The organism is Cyanobacterium aponinum PCC 10605, assembly GCF_000317675.1.
GTDB lineage: Bacteria > Cyanobacteriota > Cyanobacteriia > Cyanobacteriales > Cyanobacteriaceae > PCC-10605.
This window is the reverse complement of the sequence record NC_019776.1, coordinates 365,855-385,988: the sequence shown is the minus strand read 5'-3', so window position 1 is coordinate 385,988 and position 20,134 is coordinate 365,855. Positions and strand designations below refer to the sequence as shown.

The 20,134-nt window shown below is 36.7% G+C and carries 11 protein-coding genes; 6 read left to right on the top strand and 5 right to left on the bottom strand.

Annotated elements, in window-relative coordinates:
- The first annotated feature begins 190 nt into the window (after window positions 1-190).
- From coaE to CYAN10605_RS01525, 4 genes are all read left to right on the top strand, one after another.
- A complete protein-coding gene (gene coaE / locus CYAN10605_RS01540; protein ID WP_015218179.1) occupies window positions 191-805 on the top strand; it encodes a dephospho-CoA kinase in 615 nt (204 codons plus the stop codon).
- A gap of 100 nt (window positions 806-905) precedes the next feature.
- Window positions 906-1,868, top strand: coding sequence for a hydroxymethylbilane synthase (gene hemC / locus CYAN10605_RS01535; RefSeq protein WP_015218178.1), 963 nt, complete (start codon window positions 906-908; stop codon window positions 1,866-1,868).
- 214 nt (window positions 1,869-2,082) lie between these two features.
- Window positions 2,083-2,922: an ABC transporter permease gene (locus tag CYAN10605_RS01530; protein ID WP_015218177.1), complete on the top strand. Its 840-nt coding sequence runs from the start codon at window positions 2,083-2,085 to the stop codon at window positions 2,920-2,922.
- Window positions 2,923-3,296: 374 nt separating this feature from the next.
- On the top strand, window positions 3,297-3,521 hold the full coding sequence (locus CYAN10605_RS01525; protein WP_015218176.1) for a photosystem II protein, Psb35-related: 225 nt from the start codon (window positions 3,297-3,299) through the stop codon (window positions 3,519-3,521).
- Between the two features lie 100 nt (window positions 3,522-3,621).
- Here the strand turns inward: CYAN10605_RS01525 and CYAN10605_RS01520 are convergent, their stop codons facing one another.
- The 5 genes from CYAN10605_RS01520 to CYAN10605_RS01500 form a co-directional block, all read right to left on the bottom strand.
- Entirely contained in the window at window positions 3,622-4,146 is a 525-nt protein-coding gene (locus CYAN10605_RS01520) for a hypothetical protein (protein ID WP_015218175.1), read from the bottom strand.
- A gap of 54 nt (window positions 4,147-4,200) precedes the next feature.
- The gene (locus tag CYAN10605_RS01515; RefSeq protein WP_015218174.1) at window positions 4,201-7,614 is read right to left on the bottom strand and encodes a DUF4114 domain-containing protein; all 3,414 of its coding nucleotides are present in this window, start codon (window positions 7,612-7,614) and stop codon (window positions 4,201-4,203) included.
- A gap of 131 nt (window positions 7,615-7,745) precedes the next feature.
- Window positions 7,746-8,063: a hypothetical protein gene (locus CYAN10605_RS01510; RefSeq protein ID WP_015218173.1), complete on the bottom strand. Its 318-nt coding sequence runs from the start codon at window positions 8,061-8,063 to the stop codon at window positions 7,746-7,748.
- 49 nt (window positions 8,064-8,112) lie between these two features.
- On the bottom strand, window positions 8,113-9,261 hold the full coding sequence (locus tag CYAN10605_RS01505) for an IS4 family transposase (RefSeq protein WP_015218172.1): 1,149 nt from the start codon (window positions 9,259-9,261) through the stop codon (window positions 8,113-8,115).
- Between the two features lie 740 nt (window positions 9,262-10,001).
- Window positions 10,002-11,561, bottom strand: coding sequence for a ferredoxin--nitrite reductase (locus tag CYAN10605_RS01500; RefSeq protein WP_015218171.1), 1,560 nt, complete (start codon window positions 11,559-11,561; stop codon window positions 10,002-10,004).
- A 646-nt stretch (window positions 11,562-12,207) separates the two neighbouring features.
- Between CYAN10605_RS01500 and pdxH the strand changes: the two genes are divergently transcribed.
- Entirely contained in the window at window positions 12,208-12,846 is a 639-nt protein-coding gene (gene pdxH / locus CYAN10605_RS01495) for a pyridoxamine 5'-phosphate oxidase (RefSeq protein ID WP_015218170.1), read from the top strand.
- Between the two features lie 172 nt (window positions 12,847-13,018).
- Window positions 13,019-20,071 (top strand): choice-of-anchor I domain-containing protein, encoded by a 7,053-nt coding sequence (locus CYAN10605_RS19070; protein ID WP_015218169.1) that lies wholly within the window; start codon window positions 13,019-13,021, stop codon window positions 20,069-20,071.
- Window positions 20,072-20,134 lie beyond the last annotated feature (63 nt).

Below are 20,134 nucleotides of genomic sequence, written 5' to 3'. Positions count from 1 at the left end.
AAATTGACATTTTTGAGAATAGAAAAACCCTGCTGTAGAAGAGCCTTAATCATTTTGATTTAGATGTCAAAAATGCGCATTTTTCAGATTTTATTGTACTTAAAACCTTTGTTTAAAAAGGGTTTTGATTCTCAATGCAAACCCTAATTAATTTTTTTATAATCTCTAAAACAGTTTATTATATCTTTGTATGAAAGGAAATAATATCAAGTCAAAAATCATCGGTTTAACAGGGGGTATTGCTACGGGAAAATCAACGGTGTCTAATTATTTACGAGATAAATATTATATTCCTGTTTTTGATGCGGATATTTTTGCTCGTGATGCTGTCAAAGTGGATTCTCCTATTTTTGTTTCCATTATTGAAAGATATGGAAGTGATATTTTACTGGATAATAATACTTTAAATCGCTCTAAATTGGGAACTATTATTTTTAATGATATTCGAGAAAAAGAGTGGTTAGAAAGTCAAATTCATCCTTTTGTTTATAATTGTTTTCGGTCTTTAATTCCCACATTAACAGAAGAAATAAATATTTTTACAATTCCCCTACTTTTTGAAGCAAATATGACTGATTTAGTCTCAGAAATTTGGGTTGTTACCTGTGATTATGAACAACAATTAACTCGTTTACAAAGTAGAAATAATTTATCTAAAAAAGATGCGATCGCACGTATTAATAGTCAAATGTCTTTAACAGAAAAAGTGCAGTTAGCTGATGTAGTGATTGATAATAATGGTAATTTAACTCAATTAATAGCTCAAATAGACGGAATTATGTCAAGCTATTTTCATAAAAATTAACAATCAAAATTAATCACTCAGAACTCAGAACTCCAAACTCTTTCCCCTTTTCTGATAACCTAGATAAGGCACTAAATTTTTTATAAAAACTGTTTATAGTATGAATGCAACCGTTGATAATGAAAACACTATTGTAATTGGATCTCGGAAAAGCCAATTGGCATTAGTGCAAACTTACTGGGTAAAAAAAGAATTAGAAAATAGTTTCCCCGATATTGAGTTTGAAGTGGAAAAAATGAGTACTCAAGGGGACAAAATTTTAGATGTGGCATTGGCAAAAATTGGAGATAAAGGTTTATTCACAAAAGAATTAGAAGTAGGGATGCTTAATGGCGATGTAGATTTTGCCGTGCATTCTCTGAAAGACTTACCCACCAATCTTCCCGAAGGCTTAATGTTAGGTTGTGTTACTCAAAGAGTTAACCCTGCGGATGCTTTGGTAGTTCATGAAAAACATAAAGATAAACAATTAGAAACCTTACCAGAAGGCTCTGTGATTGGTACTTCTTCCCTCAGACGTTTAGCACAATTACGTCATCACTTCCCCCATTTAACCTTTAAGGATGTTAGGGGTAATGTTAACACTCGTTTAGCAAAATTAGACGCTGGAGAATATGATGCTATTATCCTAGCAGTGGCAGGACTAGAAAGATTAGGAATGGGCGATCGCATCCATCAAGTAATACCAGCAGAAATATCTCTTCATGCTGTAGGACAAGGGGCTTTAGGTATCGAATGCCGTACAGGAGATGAAAAAGTATTACAAATAATTAAATCCATTGAAGACCCTAATACCCGTGATTGTACCCTAGCTGAGCGCTCTTTTTTAAGGGTTTTAGAGGGTGGTTGTCAAATTCCTATCGGTGTTAATAGTTCTTTAGAAGGAGACAATTTAACTTTAATTGGTATGGTTGCCAGTTTAGACGGACAAAAATTACTAAAAGATAGTGTAACAGGCGATCGCACCCAAGCGGAAAAGCTAGGAGCAGATTTAGCAGACAAACTAAAGCAACAGGGTGCAGGAGAAATCTTAGCCGAAATTTTAGCGGAAATTGAAAGATAATTATATTAATTCGGAATTAGGAATTAGGAATTAGTAATTTAAGACAAAGCAATAAAGAAACCCCTCTGTGTCTCCCTTTAAAAGAAACCCCCCTTTATCCCCCCTCTCAAGGGGGGAGGGCAAAAGTGTTTAATTAACCTCCTCCTGATACCCCAATACCCCCATCACCTCATCTCCCTCTCTCCTGAACTCATCCCCTCCCTTTCTCAAATAAATGCTCAAACTATTTTGGAGTAAACTGATAAGAGATAAAACAGCCATCGTCGCTTTAACCATTTTAAGTTTTATCATTATTGCGATTATTTTCCTTCCTCTGGTTTATACTACTCCTATCGATATGATTGATTTTAGTCAGTCATCTTTACCCCCTAATTGGCAACACCCTTTTGGAACAAATGATCTAGGTCAAGATCAATTAGCGAGAATTTTATTTGGTGGCAGAGTATCCCTAACAGTGGGTATAACTTCCATGATAGTCGCTATTAGTGTCGGGACAATGGTAGGTGCGATCGCAGGTTATTATGGTGGAGTGATAGATAATATATTGATGCGCATTACAGATATTTGTCTTTCCCTTCCTCAATTACCTATTTTGTTATTAGTGATTTATCTTTTTCGAGATCCAGTCAAATCCTTGTTAGGAGCAGAATTAGGGATTTTTAGCCTAGTAGTTTTAATTATTGGCTTACTAAATTGGATGTCTGTAGCAAGATTAGTCAGAAGTTCATTCTTGCAAATTAAAGAAAGAGAATTTATCAGTGCCGCCCGTAGCTTAGGTGCAAATTCTTTACGCATTATGTGGCAACATATTCTCCCCAATGTTATTAACATTATTATTGTTGCCGCTACCCTCGCCGTCGGAAACGGGATTATAGTTGAATCAACCCTGAGTTTTTTAGGTTTAGGGTTTCCTCCAGATATTCCCACTTGGGGAAGAATGTTGTATGAAGCCCAAGAATATTTGCCAACATCTCCTCATATGGCAATTTTCCCCGGTTTAGCAATTTTTCTTACCGTTTTAAGCATTAATTATCTAGGAGATAAGTTTAATTAACTTTGGTTCTTCAGAGTGTGGTTATGATAAATCAATAAAAAATAACTTCTATAACCTTTATTGAATAGTGTTTATAGTAAAATAAAAATTAAAAGTTTATAAATTATTATTTAATAATCCCCTATTGCCTATTGCCTCTTGCCTCTTGCCTACCCTAACTAATAATTTACACGACGAGAAGTGATAAAGCCTTAACTTTACTTTTCCCATCGAGAATTTTATCTCGAAATCAGGTTGATCATGAAATCATGGGTTCGTATAAACCGAACTTGTCAAGATTTGATAACCATAAAAATCTGTTTTGTAAAGCTATTGCAATAAAACTTTACATAAGTTAACATAGAGGTGTAGTCAAGCAAAGGAGCTTGAACATTATGGCAATTTTAATCACATTATTTGTAATCGGTTGGTTAGCAGTATCTATTATTGGTACTCAGGCTTATTTTCGAGGAGAACAAAGCAAAACCATTCACGAACGTAATTGGAATTCTGAATCTTTTGATCAGTTAGCACAATCCGTTACAGGTCAAGAAACAGATTATTTAGTGAGAGTACCTGCATATTACTTCGATCCTCGTGTGACTAGACAAAATAGCTAGGATATATCTCACAATCGTTAGAACAAAATTGAAACTATTTCCCATCGACTAAACTTTATTTAAAGAAAACGGAGGTTGAATTCAATCAGCCTCTATTTTTTTATTTATTAGTAATAAAACCCCTTAATTTTTGAAAACAATGGGAAAAATCTTCTACGGGATTAAAATCATTAACTGTTAAGTTTGCGTCAATATAGTTATTATCATGGTCATTGCAATTATAATCTCTTGAGATGTTTTCTTGTGATAACAAATCAGACAGAAAACTCCCAGTAATTTCTAAATATTTATTTAGTTCTTCTTCACTAAAATCAGGTTTAACTAACCTCACAAATTCATAATTAAAACTGTGTTGAATTTTACCTTTTTTTTGCCATACATTCAGAATTTGCTCTACGGAAATAGCTTTTAACCTGCCTTGATAAATAGCTTCAGTGACTGCTAAGGGTAGCCAATTATGAGGATAAATTTTTGTCCATTTAACTATTAATTCCCTAAATTGATAGCCACTGAGATCAAAGCTATAGTATTTCATTAAAATGATACTTTCTTGAATTTGACTCAAACTTTCATTCACGTTTTTATATAGAAACTGATCCAAAGTCCATTGTAAATCAATTATCACAAAAATCAATTCTAAATTTGAGAATTAAGAAAACATCTTTATTTCTAATATGATCTAAGTAGATGTAGAATTAAGACTGATAATTAAATCATTAAAATCGCGATCGCCTCCGTTGGCTAAATCTTCAAAACCAAAGGTGTTATCGGCTAGGAGACGAATATGATCTAATTTATCAGTATTTGCCCCCAAAAAAGGAAAATAAACATCTGCTAAACCATTTAAAGCATCCTCAAAACTACCGTTACTGATAATAAAAGGTGCAAATAATTGACCTCCTTCTAAAAACCCAGAAATTGTCTTAGTTTGCTGATTCTCTACTTGTATTAAATCAAGGGTTTGAACTCTATTTTCGAGAGCTATTTGTTGATAGTTTGTACTTTCGGGAGAAACTCCCCCCACATTACCCAATAAATCATCGATGGCATAAAAACCAACTAGATTATCGAAAGCGGCTTCTCGATAAACAGAGACATTAACGGGAACAGATTCTTCAAATTCTGTTAAATCAATAATTTCAGACGAGTTATTTTGTTTAATAATTGGACTGTTAGAGATATTATCATTTACACGACTATTAACGGATAATGTCATTTCATCATAAGTAGAATTATCTCCGTCTGTTTGCCACGCTAAATTAAACTCATTGTCTCCCAAGATTGTGACTTCTAAAGGGTTAAAGTTCTTATGGTTAAAGGTTGAACCAAAAAACACTTGATTAGAGTCAGTATTCCCTTGAATTACATCTTTTGCTGTGGCATTTTCGATAAAGAAAAAGACGATGCGATCGCCATTTTGTAAATTTTCAATAGTTCGGGTTAATTGAGTTTGTTCAAAACCGTTGGGTAAATTATTTAGGGCGGAAAAAATTACTTGACTTTGAGATAATGCTTTTTGCATATATTCTTGGTCATTAGGATTAAATTGATTACCTTGATTATCGGTAATTGTACCTTGTTCATTTTCCACGATGAAAAAACCTACCTCATTCACGGATTCGGAATTAGCACCGAGAAGTTGAAAATCAAGTTGACTAGCAGAAGAATTACTAAGGATTGAAAAAATATCGTTATTTAGGCGTGTTAGTTGGGTTTCTGGATTGACAACATTCACGGAGAAAAATTCGTGATTATTGTTGATATTCTCGTCATAAGCAGGATGACTTACTTCTAAACGATTAGTTAACTCACCTAATGCGGTGGGCGTTATTGTCACTTCAACGATTTTTGTTTCCTTTGCTCCTAAAGTATCAATATTGAATATAAGCTCTTTTCCTTTTTGCTCTACTGGTAGATTAGCAGAGATGAATTCCCCATTATCTTTTAATTTACTAACAATTCTTAAATCTGTCGCAGTGCGATCGCTATCATTTTTTAATTCTAATTGGTAAGTAAAAGGTTGATTAATAACTGCGTCAGTGTCGGGAAGTATATATTCTAAAGAAATATCAATGGTTTCTGTAATGGTGATAAAGTCAGAGGAGTAAACTAAAACAGGCTCGTTCTGTTCATCAATAGCTCTTCCATAGATAAAATAAGTACCCGGGGCAATACCTTTGGTATTCCAAGTAAAAGAATTTTTATCTTCAGGTAAAGCATGGCCAATGAGTAAACCATCAAAGTTTTTATTATCATGATCGAGAAAGAAAGAAACTGTTGCATCGGAATCAACATCTTCTAATTGGTAAGGAATATTAACGGTGGAATCTTCCTCTATCACTGTAGGAGTTTCTATCTTTAAACTTGGTTTTTCCGTTTCTCCTAAGACTGCATGATAAGCAACTTCTCCCACTTGAGATAAAAAATCTTCTTGCACCTTTATATCCCAAACTCCCGCCGCAGGATTATCAATTTTGACAACTTTGCCTTCCGCATCGGTCAAAAAATCAACAAATTCAATTCCATTAGCCATGAATTCATCTTCTGTTAAAAATTCGCCGTTAGGGGTTTCAATAATAATCTCAACGTCATTGACAGAATTTTCCCAAGTGGCTTCTAAAAAGAGAGATTCTGTTCCTTCAGAAATAGTCCAACTACCAGTTTCTTCCGCAGGAGGATGACCTATGGTTCTTATATCACCATTAAAAGATACTTCCACTCCAAAAGTACCAATAACGGGAACATGACCCCAAAAAGCAACAAAATCATTGGAGGAATTTCCATCATTAATAAATTGAAAGGCATAATCTGCACGAATGCTTTTCCCACCGACAAAAGGGACAGAAAAGCCACCGATTTTTTTCGGGATATTAATGGAAATATCACCATCGATAACAACATCGAAGTTTGAGTTAATTGTAAACTGATCACTACTGGTAATTAGTCCATTAAAAATATCAAGGTTAACATCTGCCGAAATCGTTTTACTACGACTGTCTAGTACTAATGTTCCATCTCCTTTGACGATATTAGGATCAAATAAATCGAGAGTTGCGGCTAAGGCTAAAACTTCTGATGTGTATAAAACATCTCCTTTTATGGAAATAAAGTCTGCTAAATCAACTCTGTTATTAGGTACACCTAAAAAACCAGGTACAGAAATACTGCCTCCATCAGGGACACCGGCATCTATCTCAATATCACCGATAAAAACTGGTTCTGAGGTTTGTATTTTGCCATCGGCTTCCACTCCTTCAAAAATAGAATAACGTCTATCGGAAATATATACTTCACGTTCTATCTCTTCCAATCTATTAGTAACGAAACTATCTGGATACTTTTCCTGTAGAGACTGGCGGATTTCTTCCGCATTCCCACTTCCGACTTCTATTTTTTCAATCTCTTTAGGATAATAGATCAGACCCAACTCTCTTTCAAATACAATAAATTCTCTAATTGAATCCGGGTCAATAAACTTATTGTCTTCATTAATAATTGCACTAGCTATCTTTATACCTTCATCTCCGAGAGTTGTATTTGTTAAATCAATTCCTGCATTCTCTTGGGCGAGAATATTCTCTACATCTCCTCCAAAACCATTTAAAGTAACTCCTTCAAACAGAGGAATACCGTTTTCTGCATCCAATTGAAATGCGATCGCATCTAACTTTCCATCCAGAAAAGAAATATCTCCTTCTAATTGAATACCATCGGGAATATCTAAAATAGCATCTGCCGAAAGACTATCATCAGTGGTATCAATACCTAAAACAAATTGTTTCAGTTCTAATACATCTTCAACAATAACTACATCGGATAAAGAAACATCCCCATCTACTGACAAAACAGGATTACCATTAAGATCAATTTCAATAAATCCGGGAGGATCAAAATCAGCACTAACGCTAATATTACTAACCGGGATAAATCCAATTAAAGAAGCATCTCCTTGAAGTACAAAAGATTCTGGATTCTCTGAAATATCAAGAGAAAGATCATTAGTTTCTAAGGTGAGACTACCAAGACGAAATTCTCTTTGTCCCGATAATTCTATTTCACCTCCATTTAAACTAACCCCCCCAGAATTAATCACAATAAAATTATTGTCTTCAATAGCGACAGTTTCTTCTCCGAGAATCTCTGGTAAAGTAATACTCCCCTGAATTTGTAAACCTGCTGAAGTAATAGCAAGAGAAGTTAAATTAACACTAAAACCACTAATATTTAGTTTCGATGTAATTCTATCCCACGCCCTCCAAGCTGACTTCCTGCCGAAAAACTTGCTTCCCCAGAAAAAATCTCGATCACGAAGTGGCGCTGCGCGATCGCATCCCTTCTAATATTAGTAGAAATATCCCCATCCACAGTCATTTGCTCTGTGCCTAAATTCAGAGTGGTTTGTCCCTTAATAATTAAAACTTCACGACCATCAATGGTAATAGTGGTTGTATCATTTAAGGATGTTTGCAATAAATTGCTGTTATTATTAACCAAACTGAAATTTCCCGTAACCTCAAACGAACCAAAATTTTTAGTAATCATAATTCAATCATTAAGTTAAACAAAAAAAGCTGTCGGGGCGACAAAGAACTCAAAAAGCTGATTGTATAAGCCTTATAGCCCTCATCCCTTGACGATAATACCTGCTTTTCTGAGGAAATAAAGAGGTCAATTCTTGCCATTGTTCCTCAAAAACTGAGACTCCCTGAAGAAAATTTAGCCCATTAAAACCAATGGAGAAATCACTATATCTTTTATCACTTCTTCCTTTTTCCTTCGGTCTAACTAAGTATTCACTTATTCCTTTTCTTTTTATTTCCTCACCGCTAAATGTTGACCAACTATAGGCTAATGTTATTATGATTAATAAGGCTATTAATCGATCACCTTCTACTTTTGTACTTTCCAAATTATAGCCTCCTAATTTGAAATCTCTAAACATTTCCTCGATACCCATTCTTTTTTTATAAGCCGAGATAGTCTCCGGTAAACTTTTTAAATTTGTTAACAAAAACCACGGCTCTTTACTAGATTTATGACGATATTTTCTTCGCCATTTTCCTACTAAACTTGCTCCTGTAAATCCTTTACTTTTGGTTACTTTTACCCCTTGATAATAACAAGACATACCCGGACATAAATATAATTCATTTAGCTGAGTCCAAATTTCTGATATTTGTATGTATTCGTTCTTTTTTAAACGTAGAGCAAAATAAACCTTACCTTGATATAGTAACCATTTGGCTAAGTCCACAGAGCAAAATTCTCTATCTCCTAAAACTACAATTTTATAGTCTTTTAATAAGTTTAAACTAGGAGCTAGTACTTCTTTTTGTTCTTGAAAATTGCTACTACCTTTTTTATTTAGGAGTTGAAAATAAATCGGAATAGCTCGATGATGATAAATTAAACTTACCATTAGTAGATTAATTACACCCCACTGAGTTCTATCAATGACTAAATAAATGATTGTTTTCCTGTGCCATTGTTGCAATATCCACTGTTTAATAATGGGAAACCAAACTTTGTTAATATTCCATTGTTTTAAACTTAAAAATCTCTGTAATTTCTTAACTCTGCTTCGTAATTTAATAGGATAAGGAAAACGTCGAGCTATTTCTTCTAGTCGAATAGTTTTGAGATTCTGAAGTAGATTGAGTAGCAGATAAAGGGTTAAATATTGAGGTAAATTAAATTGATTCTTTAAATGTTGTTGATAAATATTAGGAAGTTGAAACATTTTTTCAGGCAAAGATAATATTTTGCTCCAGAATATCTAATTTTGCGAGAACTTTAACATTGAAATCCTTTTATCATCAATACTTCCCGCTCCCTTGTCGCCCCCACAGCAAAAAAAGTCTTTTTTTAATTTCTTTTTGAGATTATATGTACACAAAAATTGTCTATAAACACACAATAATCTTAGAAGAAAAAGAGTTTAACTTTCTTCTAGTAAAAATAGTAACCAAAGTATTATCAATTGTTAAAAGTATTAATTATTCAAGTTTTATACTGAAATTTCGCAAGAAAATACTTTTTAAATAAAATATAGTTTGATTACCTAAACGTAATCCTAAAACAAAAAAAATGTAAAGCTCATCAGAACTTTACAAAACTTAACGACAAATTTTAGTTTAAGCCAAATTGAATTTTGATAACTTCAAATAAAGAGAAATAAGTTAAGAAACTGATTAATTAAATACACACAATTTTTTACTTTCTAAATTACTTGAGTTCAAGGAGAAAATTACTAAAAAATAAGGAATTGAGATCGATAATCACTTAAGTTCGAGAAAAGAAATATTGAAAAATAAGACATTGAGGCTCATAACCAATAAAACTTGATCATCAAAAAAATAATTAATCTTAGGAACAAATTACAAAAATTAATTCAAATGTAGTTTATCTCAATTATAAATACTTTTACCCGCTTAATTTTCTCTCCTTCAGTAAACAATTTTATATCGAGTTCAAGCTAAATTATTTAACCGTTGCCCCAAATTCATTAATTAAAATTTCCTTCAAAACGGATTTTAAATCATCACAGGGAATACTTTTTTGTTTGAGACTGCCTAAATGAGCATCCTTGCCCACTTTTCCCCCCATAAATAAGTTAACACCCTCTACCACCTGCCCATCTTTTTTCGCTTTAGTACCCATTAAGCCAATGTCCCCTGCTTGAGCCTGTCCGCAAGAGTTAGGACAACCTGTCCAATGAATTCTGACTTTAGAGGGAATATTTAGTTCATTATCTAATTCTGTGGCTAGTTTCACCGCTCTTTGCTTAGTTTCTACCAAGGCAAAATTACAATAACGAGCCCCTGTACACGAAATTACAGAACGGCTTAAAGGTGTAGGATTAACTCGATAGCGTTCTAAAATTGGTTCAGCAAGAAATGCCTCTACCCTGTCATTGGCTACAAAAGGAATAATAAAATTTTGTTCCACTGTTGCCCGAATTTCTCCGTTACCATAAACATCCGCTAAACGAGCAATTTCAAATAAACCCTCCGCATCTAAATGCCCAACAGGAATATGAATACCGATATAACTATAACCCTCTTGCTTTTGAGGATTAACCCCTAAATGATCTCTTTTTTCTAAGGTAATTTCATCTTTCGGGGCGGCAAATTGTAAGGATTGTCCTAGTTTTTTCTCCACTTCAATGCGAAAACGATTCATACCCCATTTATCAATTAACCACATTAAACGGGCTTTTGCTCTATTTTCCCTCAAACCTTCTTCCAATGCACACTCACTATAAACACTAAGAATAGCCGCGCATAATTTCAATACTTCTTCATTAGGTCTTACCCAAACATCCATAGGAATAGACTCTGCGCACCTTTGAGCGGATAAGTAACCCCCCACCACAACATTAAAACCTAATTCACCATCTTTATAGGCGGGTAAAAATGCTATATCATTCAATTCAGCGTGAATAGAATTATCTTTACTACCTTCGATCGCAATGTTTAATTTACGAGGGAGACTACTAAACTCATAACTACCCTGTCCATGGTTAGTAATCAAATCCTGTAATTTTTGATTTAATTCTCTGGTGTCAATTAACTCATGAGGGTCAATTCCAGCAACAGGAGAACCCGTTAAATTACGCACATTATCCATTCCTGACTGAATCGATGTCATGCCCACCGCTTCCAATTTACGAAAAATATCTGGTATATCCTGTAAATGAACTCCCCTTAATTGAATATTTTGACGGGTAGTAATATCAGCTTTTCCATCCTCCCCATAACGTTCAATAATTTCCGCAAAAGTGCGTAATTGTTGGCTGTTGAGAATACCATTAGGAGTGCGTAACCTAAGCATAAATTTCCCCGGAGTTACTGGGCGAAAAAAAATCCCCAACCACTTTAAACGAACAATGAGGTCATCTTCATCCATTGCTTCCCAACCCATTTGAGCAAACTTTTCTATTTCTTCCTTAACATCCAAACCGTGTTTTGCTTCTTTTACTTTTTCAATTTTATTTAGTTTCACTTTTTTTGTGGTGGTGGTATTTACAGCAACAACCATAATTTGTCCTCGGTTAATATATTGAATACAAATAAATATTTAAAGACTTATATACTTAACTGCCCAATACATTATTAATTTGATTCTTAAGATTTTGTAACTTTGACTACTAAATAAAGACACATTTTCTTTTTGCACATAATTTTAATTCGTTTTTTGCATCTATCAGAGATGGAGGCTTAGGAATTAGGGGCGAATGGCCATTGGCCCGTTCAGGAAGAAGTTATTAACTAACCTCAGTTCGGTTTAAAAATATTGGATAAGGGTAGGTGTCAGGTTTCAGGTTGCAGGAACAGCAGGTGTTGAGAGAAAGTAATAAATAACGAGTAATGAGTAACAAATAATGAGTGTTCGGGGTTTTTAATTCCTAATTCTTAATTTTTCCTTTGCCCTCCCCCCTCGAGAGGGGGGATAAAGGGGGGTTCGCCTCTTGCCTCTTGCCTCTTGCCCTTTGCCTTTTTCTCCATCATTCATAGATGAAAATTTATCCCGAACTCAGGTTAACTATCGACTATTTACCTTTGCCTTTTGCCTATTCCCTGCCTTAACCAGAAAATTTTAGAATGAATCAGCCCTGCCTAGCTTTGCCCCTTATTCTGCATTAGTGAGATAATGGGATTAAGAGAAAGTTTTGTTATAAAATATCATGGATCTTGCAAACTTAAGAAACGAATATACCCTCAATGGTTTACAAAGAAAACAACTACAAGAAGATCCTTTTAAACAATTTGAATTATGGTTTCAACAAGCCTGTGATGCTAATTTGCCCGAACCTAATGCTATGAATTTAGCAACTGTTTCCCCAGAAGGACAACCAACGCAAAGAATTGTCCTGTTAAAATATTTTGATAGAAGGGGATTTGTTTTTTTTACCAACTATGGAAGTAGGAAAGCCCTTCAAATTAATGGTAATAATCGAGTTTCTCTATTGTTTTTTTGGATAGGTTTACAGCGTCAAGTACAAATTTGTGGCAGTGCTGATAAAATTTCCACTATGGAATCACTGAAATACTTTACAACTCGTCCTCGTGGCAGTCAAATTGGTGCATGGTGTTCTCAACAAAGTAGTATAATTTCTTCTCGAAAAATATTGGAGTTACAGTTTGAGGAAATTAAACAGAAATTTCATAATCAAGAAATTCCCCTTCCAGCTTCTTGGGGAGGTTATCGGGTAGTGCCGAATAGTTTTGAGTTTTGGCAAGGACGAGAAAATAGACTTCACGATCGCTTCTACTATACAAAATTAGATAATAATGATTGGGAAATTAGGAGATTAGCCCCATAAATTTTGATTTTTACTGCCATTGTTTGTTTTTTAATTATTTTCCTCGTGAATTTATCCATGTCTTAACTATCTATTAACTTTTACTTAATATCTTCTGGTTACTCTATAGGGTGATCTACCTTGCAAAAATTAAGGTTTTGATAAATCCTCAGTACCAAGATTAAGGATATTTATGACAATTAATCTAAATTTGATAGGAACTTATGCTACAGGACAGTTTGATGAGGGTGCGGCGGAAATCCCAGCGTTTGATCCCTCTACTAACCGTCTATTCGTAGTAAATGCCGAAGCTGTCACCGTTGATGTTTTAGACCTTTCCAACCCTAATAACCCCGTTAAAATCGGGGAAATAGACGCTTCAGCTTTAGGAGGAGTCGCAAACAGTGTTGCCGTTAAAAATGGTATAGTTGCGATCGCGATCGAGGCTAATATAAAAACCGACAACGGTAGTGTTGCTTTCTTTAATAGCGATAGTGATTTCAGTAACCCTGTTAATCCCGTTAATACCGTAACTGTTGGGGCATTACCTGACATGGTGACATTCACCCCAGACGGAATGAAAGTATTAACCGCTAATGAGGGAGAGGCTAATGATGATTATAGCGTTGACCCTGAAGGTTCAATTAGTATTATTGATATAAGCACAGGAGTGGAAAATGCTTCTGTTACCAATGCTAATTTTAATGCTTTCGACAGTCAAAAAGATGCTTTAGTCGCACAGGGAGTACGCATTTTTGGTTTAAATGCCAGTGTTTCTCAAGATTTAGAACCTGAATATATTGCTTTTTCTGCTGACTCTCAAACTGCATACGTCACACTACAAGAAAATAATGCTTTAGCAGTTGTAGATGTTACCACTGGTACTGTTTCTGGTATTGTACCTTTAGGATTCAAAAACTATAATGCTTCACCCAATTTAGAAACAGCATTTTTTGAAGAATCAGAATTACCCATTATTGGAACTTCTCAAACTAGAGGAGATATTCGTTTAGGCGGTTTTTCTGGGTTAACTTTCCTAGGTATGAATGATAGTGGGAATTACGAATTTCTCACTCATATGGATTTAGGTCCTTCAGAAACAGGAAATAGAGATATTAACGATGATGGAGTAGAGGAGAGAGTTCGCACCTATCTAATTCCTGATTTACAACCCCGTTTAGTTAAATTTGAGTATAATCCTAATAATGGTGATACAAATATTCTTGATCAGGTTTTACTTACTCGTCAAGATGGTTCTCCTTTAACGGGTTTACCAAACTTACCTACAGATGACGGTGGTAGAATTCCCATCGATGAGGATGGAAATATTCTCGATTTTGATCCCCTTGGTGCGGATTTAGAAGGTTTGATTCAAGCCCCCGATGGTACTTTTTGGGCGGCCGATGAATATCGTCCTGCTTTATATAAGTTCTCTGCTGAAGGCGTTTTAATTGATCGTTTTGTCCCCGAAGGTTTACCTGCTGAAGTTGGTACAGGAGTTTTTCCTGAAGCATACAACACCCGTCAGGCAAATAGAGGTTTTGAAGCGATCGCATTTCAAGATGGAAAAGTATATGCCTTTGTGCAGTCTCCTTTTGATAATCCCGACAGTGGTGAAACTGCAACCACCAGAATTTTAGAATTTGATCCAGTTAGCGAAACTGTGACAGGTGAATATCTCTATATTCAAGAAGACATTGGCGGTGGTAGCGATAAAATCGGCGATGCGGTGGCTACTAATAAAAACGGGGAATTTTTGGTCATTGAAAGAGATTCTAGCCTTGAAGCTGATTCTCAAAAAGTTATTTTCCGCATTAACTTAAACGATGCTACTAACTTACAAACCCTTCCTGATGATGTTTTGGAAGGAGATGAAACCTTTGACAGTTTAACTCCTGAAGAATTAGCTCAAAAAGGTATTAATCCTGTTACAAAAGAAGTTGCAATTAACCTAACAGAAATCGGTTATGACTTCACCGATAAACCTGAAGGTTTGACTGTCATCGATGAAACTACCATCGCCGTTATCAATGACAATGACTTTGACGAAGCCGGTATTCCCATCGGTTTAGGTATTATTTCCTTAAATAATGCCCTTGATGCTAGTAACCGTGACGACTCCATTAATATTCGTAACTGGCCCGTATTTGGTATGTATCAACCAGATGCGATCGCATCCTACGAAGTTGATGGTCAAACTTACTTAGTTACTGCTAATGAAGGAGATGCAAGAATTCGTCCTGACGGTGACTTAGAAGATGATCAGGGTAACGTTATCATCGAAGAAGGTGAAATTTTCAACGAAGAAAATCGAATTAATGATATTATCCTTGATCCCGTTGCTTTTCCTAATGCTCGTCAGTTACAAGAAAATGATCAATTAGGTCGCTTAAACATTACCAATACCCTCGGAGTCAGCGATCGAGCTATTTTTGTAGCCGAACTTACTCCAGATCAAGAAGTACCTCCTGCCATGAGTGATGCAGAGGGTGAATCCTTTGCGTTTGTGGATGATAACGGCTTCCTCAACGTCGAGTTACAAGTAACAGGAGTTGACTTTGGCGCGGTTACAGGAAATCCTTTAACTGCCGATACAGGGGATGATGTCATCTTACTCCATATCCATGAAGCCATGAGAGGCATGAATGGAGGCGTTGTTTGGGACTTATTAGCAGATCCAGACACAGAAATTTTAATTGACAATGAGGGAAATGCCACTTTAACAAGTATTTGGCAGGAAAGCGATATTCCCAAAACTCCTCAAGGAGAAGATACTAACTACTACTTCAACCTACACACCGAGAGAAACCCCGGAGGTGAATTAAGAGGACAAATTCAAGGTGAAATCGCTTATGAAGAGCTTTACGCCTACGGTTCTCGTTCTTTTTCTATCTGGGATAGTAACGGTAACTTAGTATTTGATAGTGGGGATGATTTTGAACAAATCACAGCAAGTCTAATTCCTGACGACTTCAACTCCAACAACGACGAAAACGGTTCTTTTGATGCTCGTTCTGATGATAAAGGACCTGAACCCGAAGGAGTAACCGTTGGTGAGATAAATGGAGTGCCTTATGCTTTTGTCGGCTTAGAAAGAGTCGGTGGAGTAATGGTTTATGATATTAGCGATCCCACTGATGCTAAATTCGTTCAATATATCAACAACCGTGACTTTAGCGTTGACGCTCAATTAGAAGATGGCTCACCAAATCCAGAAGCAGGAGATTTAGGACCAGAAGGTTTAGTATTTATTAGTGCGGAAGATAGTCCTAATGGAATTCCCCTATTAGTAGTTGCAAATGAGGTTAGTGGCACAACTAGCGTCTATGAAATAGATGACGGCTTTACTCGTCCAAATCAACCATCCCAAATGAAGGGTTTAGGAGATTTTGTCACAGAGCCTGTATTCACTATCGGACAAATTTTTAATGGTAGTCAAGGTTATTATGTTCCCCCCGGTATTCTTGATGGTTTAGGAGCATTCGCCCTCGATGAAGACACTATTCGTGTTTTAGCTAACCATGAGTTAGGCAGTGAAGTCGGTTACGCTTATACCCTCGCCAACGGTACTCAATTAACTGGTGGACGAATTAGCTTCTTTGACATAAACAAAGATACTCGTCAATTAGAAGACGTAGGACAAGCCTATGACACCATTATTAACCGTGCTGGAGAAGTGGTGGACGAAGCCAGTGACCTTGATTTTATGGGACTAGATCGCCTCTGTTCTGCTCAATATATCGAAGCAAACCAATTCGGAGAAGGACGTGGCTTAGTCGATGGCTTATTCTTCACAGGAGAAGAAACCGATGGCGGTTCAGAATTTGTTTTAGATCCTGAAACTAATACCCTTTATGCAGTACCTTGGATGGGACGTGCCGCATGGGAAAGTGTCACTGAATTAGATACGGGAACTACCGATAAAGTAGCTTTATTAATTGGAGACGATCGCGGTGGAGCTCCCTTATTACTCTATGTGGGTGAAAAAGGTCAAGGTGAAGGTGCTGACATCCTCATCCGTAATGGTTTAGCCCAAGGCAAACTCTATGTTTGGGTCGCCGATAGTGGTGAAACTACCCCTGAGCAGTTTAATGGCACAAATGAACAACGTTCTGGTAGTTTTGTCGAAATCGACTTTTATCGTCCTGATTTAGCAGGAAACGGAGAATATGACGAATTAGGTTTTGCTACCCAAGAAAAACAAGATGCTTTAGCCGAAGAAGTAGGTGCATTTAAGTTCTCTCGTCCCGAAGATTTAGCCACCAGTCCTGATGATGGTACTGTAGCAGTATTAGCTTCTACTGGTCGTGATAGTTTATTCCCTAGTGATAGTTGGGGTACAACCTACGAAATCGATGCGGATTTCAGCGACTTAGATAACATCACCGCTCAACTAGATGTCCTCTATGACGGCGATGATGCAGGAAATGGACAGTTTGCCGGTCCTGATTTTGGTTTACGCAGTCCAGATAATTTAGAATGGGCGGATAACGGCTTAATCTACATTCAAGAAGATCGCTCTATAGATGAATTCGGTTTAACTTCAGGAGAGGAAGCCTCTATCTGGGAATTAAATCCCGAAACAGGAGTATTAAATCGTATTGCTCAAATAGATCGCACGGCAGTTCCTGAAGGACAAACTGACGGAGATCCTGATGATATAGGTGATTGGGAATCATCAGGTATCATTGATGTTTCTAACTTATTTGATGAAACTCCTGGTTCATTATTTTTGTTTGATGTACAAGCTCATTCTATCCGTGATGGTATTATCGCTGAGGAAGGTTTAGTACAAGGTGGTCAATTAGCTTTCTTAGAAAATACAAATCCTACTTTCACCTTACAATTACTCCACGCATCCGATCAAGAAGCAGGTATCCCCGCTTTACAAGATGCCATCGGCTTTTCTGCGGTCTTAAATGCCTTAGATGCCCAGTATCTTAATACCTTGAAATTATCTTCAGGGGACTTATTCATCGCAGGACCTTTCTTCAATGCTAGTCGTGATATTTACGGTGAAGTTGGTATTGCCGATATTCTCATTCAAAATGAATTAGGTTGGGATGCGGCCGCCGTTGGTAATCATGAATTTGATGCAGGACCTGAAGCTTTCTATAATGCGATCGCACCTAATGCCGACATTCAGGGTACAGGTATCGATCCTACTACTGGTTTCACTGGTGCTAATTTCCCTTACTTATCCACTAACCTTGACTACTCTACCGACAGCTCAGACCTCAAAGATTTAGTTGTACCCGCAGGAGAAGCCCCTGAATCTGCGAGTTTAACAGAAAGTGTAGTTGTGGACGTAAACGGTGAGCAAATTGGTGTGATTGGTGCAGTTGTACCTTATTTACCCCAAATTGCGAATATTGGTGGCATTACCATGTTAACTGACCCCAATAGCCGTGATATTGAAGAAAATGCCCAAGCCATTGCCGATAGTGTACAACCTTTTGTGGATGAGTTAGTTGCTCAAGGTATCAACAAAATTGTGTTGATGACTCACTTACAGCAGTTTGAAGTGGAACAAGCCTTAGCCTCTAAATTACGTCATGTAGATATTTTAATGGGTGGTGGTTCTCATCGTGTCATGGCTAATGATGATGATACTCTTCGTCAAGACGAAACCCAAACTCCTCCTGAGTTATTACAACCCTATCCTCAAGTTTTCCAAGATGCTGACGGCAATGATATTTACTTAATCAACACTGCCGCTAACTATCGTTATGTAGGACAGTTAATTGTTGATTTTGACGCAGAAGGAAATATTATCAGTGTTGGGGATGAAAGTGGTGCTTTTGCCACTGACATTGCAGGAGTCGATCGCCTCTATGAAGCCGATATTACTACTTTTGAGCAAGTTAAAGCCGTTGCGGATCCCGAATTGGTGGAAATCGTTGACGGAGTAGGTGACTTCATTAACGGTAAAGATGGTAATATCTTCGGTAACACAGAAGTTTGGCTCAACGGTTTACGCTCTAGTGTCCGCACAGAAGAAACCAACCTCGGTAACTTAACTGCTGATGCTAACCTCTGGTATGCGGAACAATATGGCTTAGAAATTGATATTTCCGTGAAAAACGGTGGTGGAATCAGAGATCAAATCGGTGTCTCTTTCATCGACGGTGGTACAAACGAGTTAATCCAGTTACCTCCCCAAGCTAATCCTGCGGTTGGTAAAGAAGAAGGAGATGTTTCTCAATTAGACATAGAAAATTCTCTCCGTTTCGATAATAAGCTCTCCGTTGCTGATATTTCCGCTCAGGGTATCAAAGACTTAGCAGAACATCTTGTCGCACAATGGGCAGAAGGAGCAACTCCCGGACAGTTCGGTCAAATTGGTGGCTTTAGTTTCAGTTTTGATCCTGATAATACCCCCATTGAGTTTACCCGTAATAATGACGGTGATGCTACTGGTGTGGCAACTCCCGGTGAAAGAATCCAAAACCTTGTTTTAAACCGTGAAGATGGTACTCAAGAAGCAATTGTTGTTGATGGAGAGTTAGTAGTTGATCCTAGCACTACCTACAAAATGGTGATTCTTGATTTCTTAGCTGGTGGTGGTGACGGTTATCCCGCTTTCTACTTTGAAAATGTAGTCAGACTTGATAGCTTAAATCCAGATAGCTTACCTAATAATTCAGATCTACCTATTGCAGGAGAGCAAGATGCCTTAGCGGAATACTTAGCTGAGTTTTTCCCAGATGGTTCTCAACCCTTTGATCAAGCTGATACCCCCATCGAAGAAGACACTCGCATTCAAAATCTTAACTTCCGTGAAGACACAATAATAGCTGATCCTACTGATCCTTTATTAGATACCACTATTTATCGTTTCCGTACAGGTGAAGGAACTTACATCTATGTGGAGAACGAAGAAAGACAACGTATCTTACAAGGTGGTTTTAACTTTGTAGAAGAAGGAGAAGCCTTCAAAGTTGCGCTAGAAGACGGAGAAAACTTAGAACCCATTTACCGTTTCCGTAACAATGACCTTGGAGGAGCTTATTTGTATGTGGGAGAAGCAGAGCGTCAAAGCATCAGACAAAACTTCACGAACTTTATCGAAGAAGGTTTAGCATTCTATACCTATGGTGCAGATGCCGAACAAGCTGATGATATTTTCCGCTTCCAAACTCAACCCGGAGGATATATCTTCGTAGGTGATGCAGAACGTCAAAGTATTGTAAACAGTGATTTCAACTTCGCACAAGAAGGAATTGCTTTTGAGGCTTTAGCATAATCTCGACAGAAGAAAAAATCCTCAAATTTTAGTTTGATATTGGTGGGTCATGCCCACCTTTTT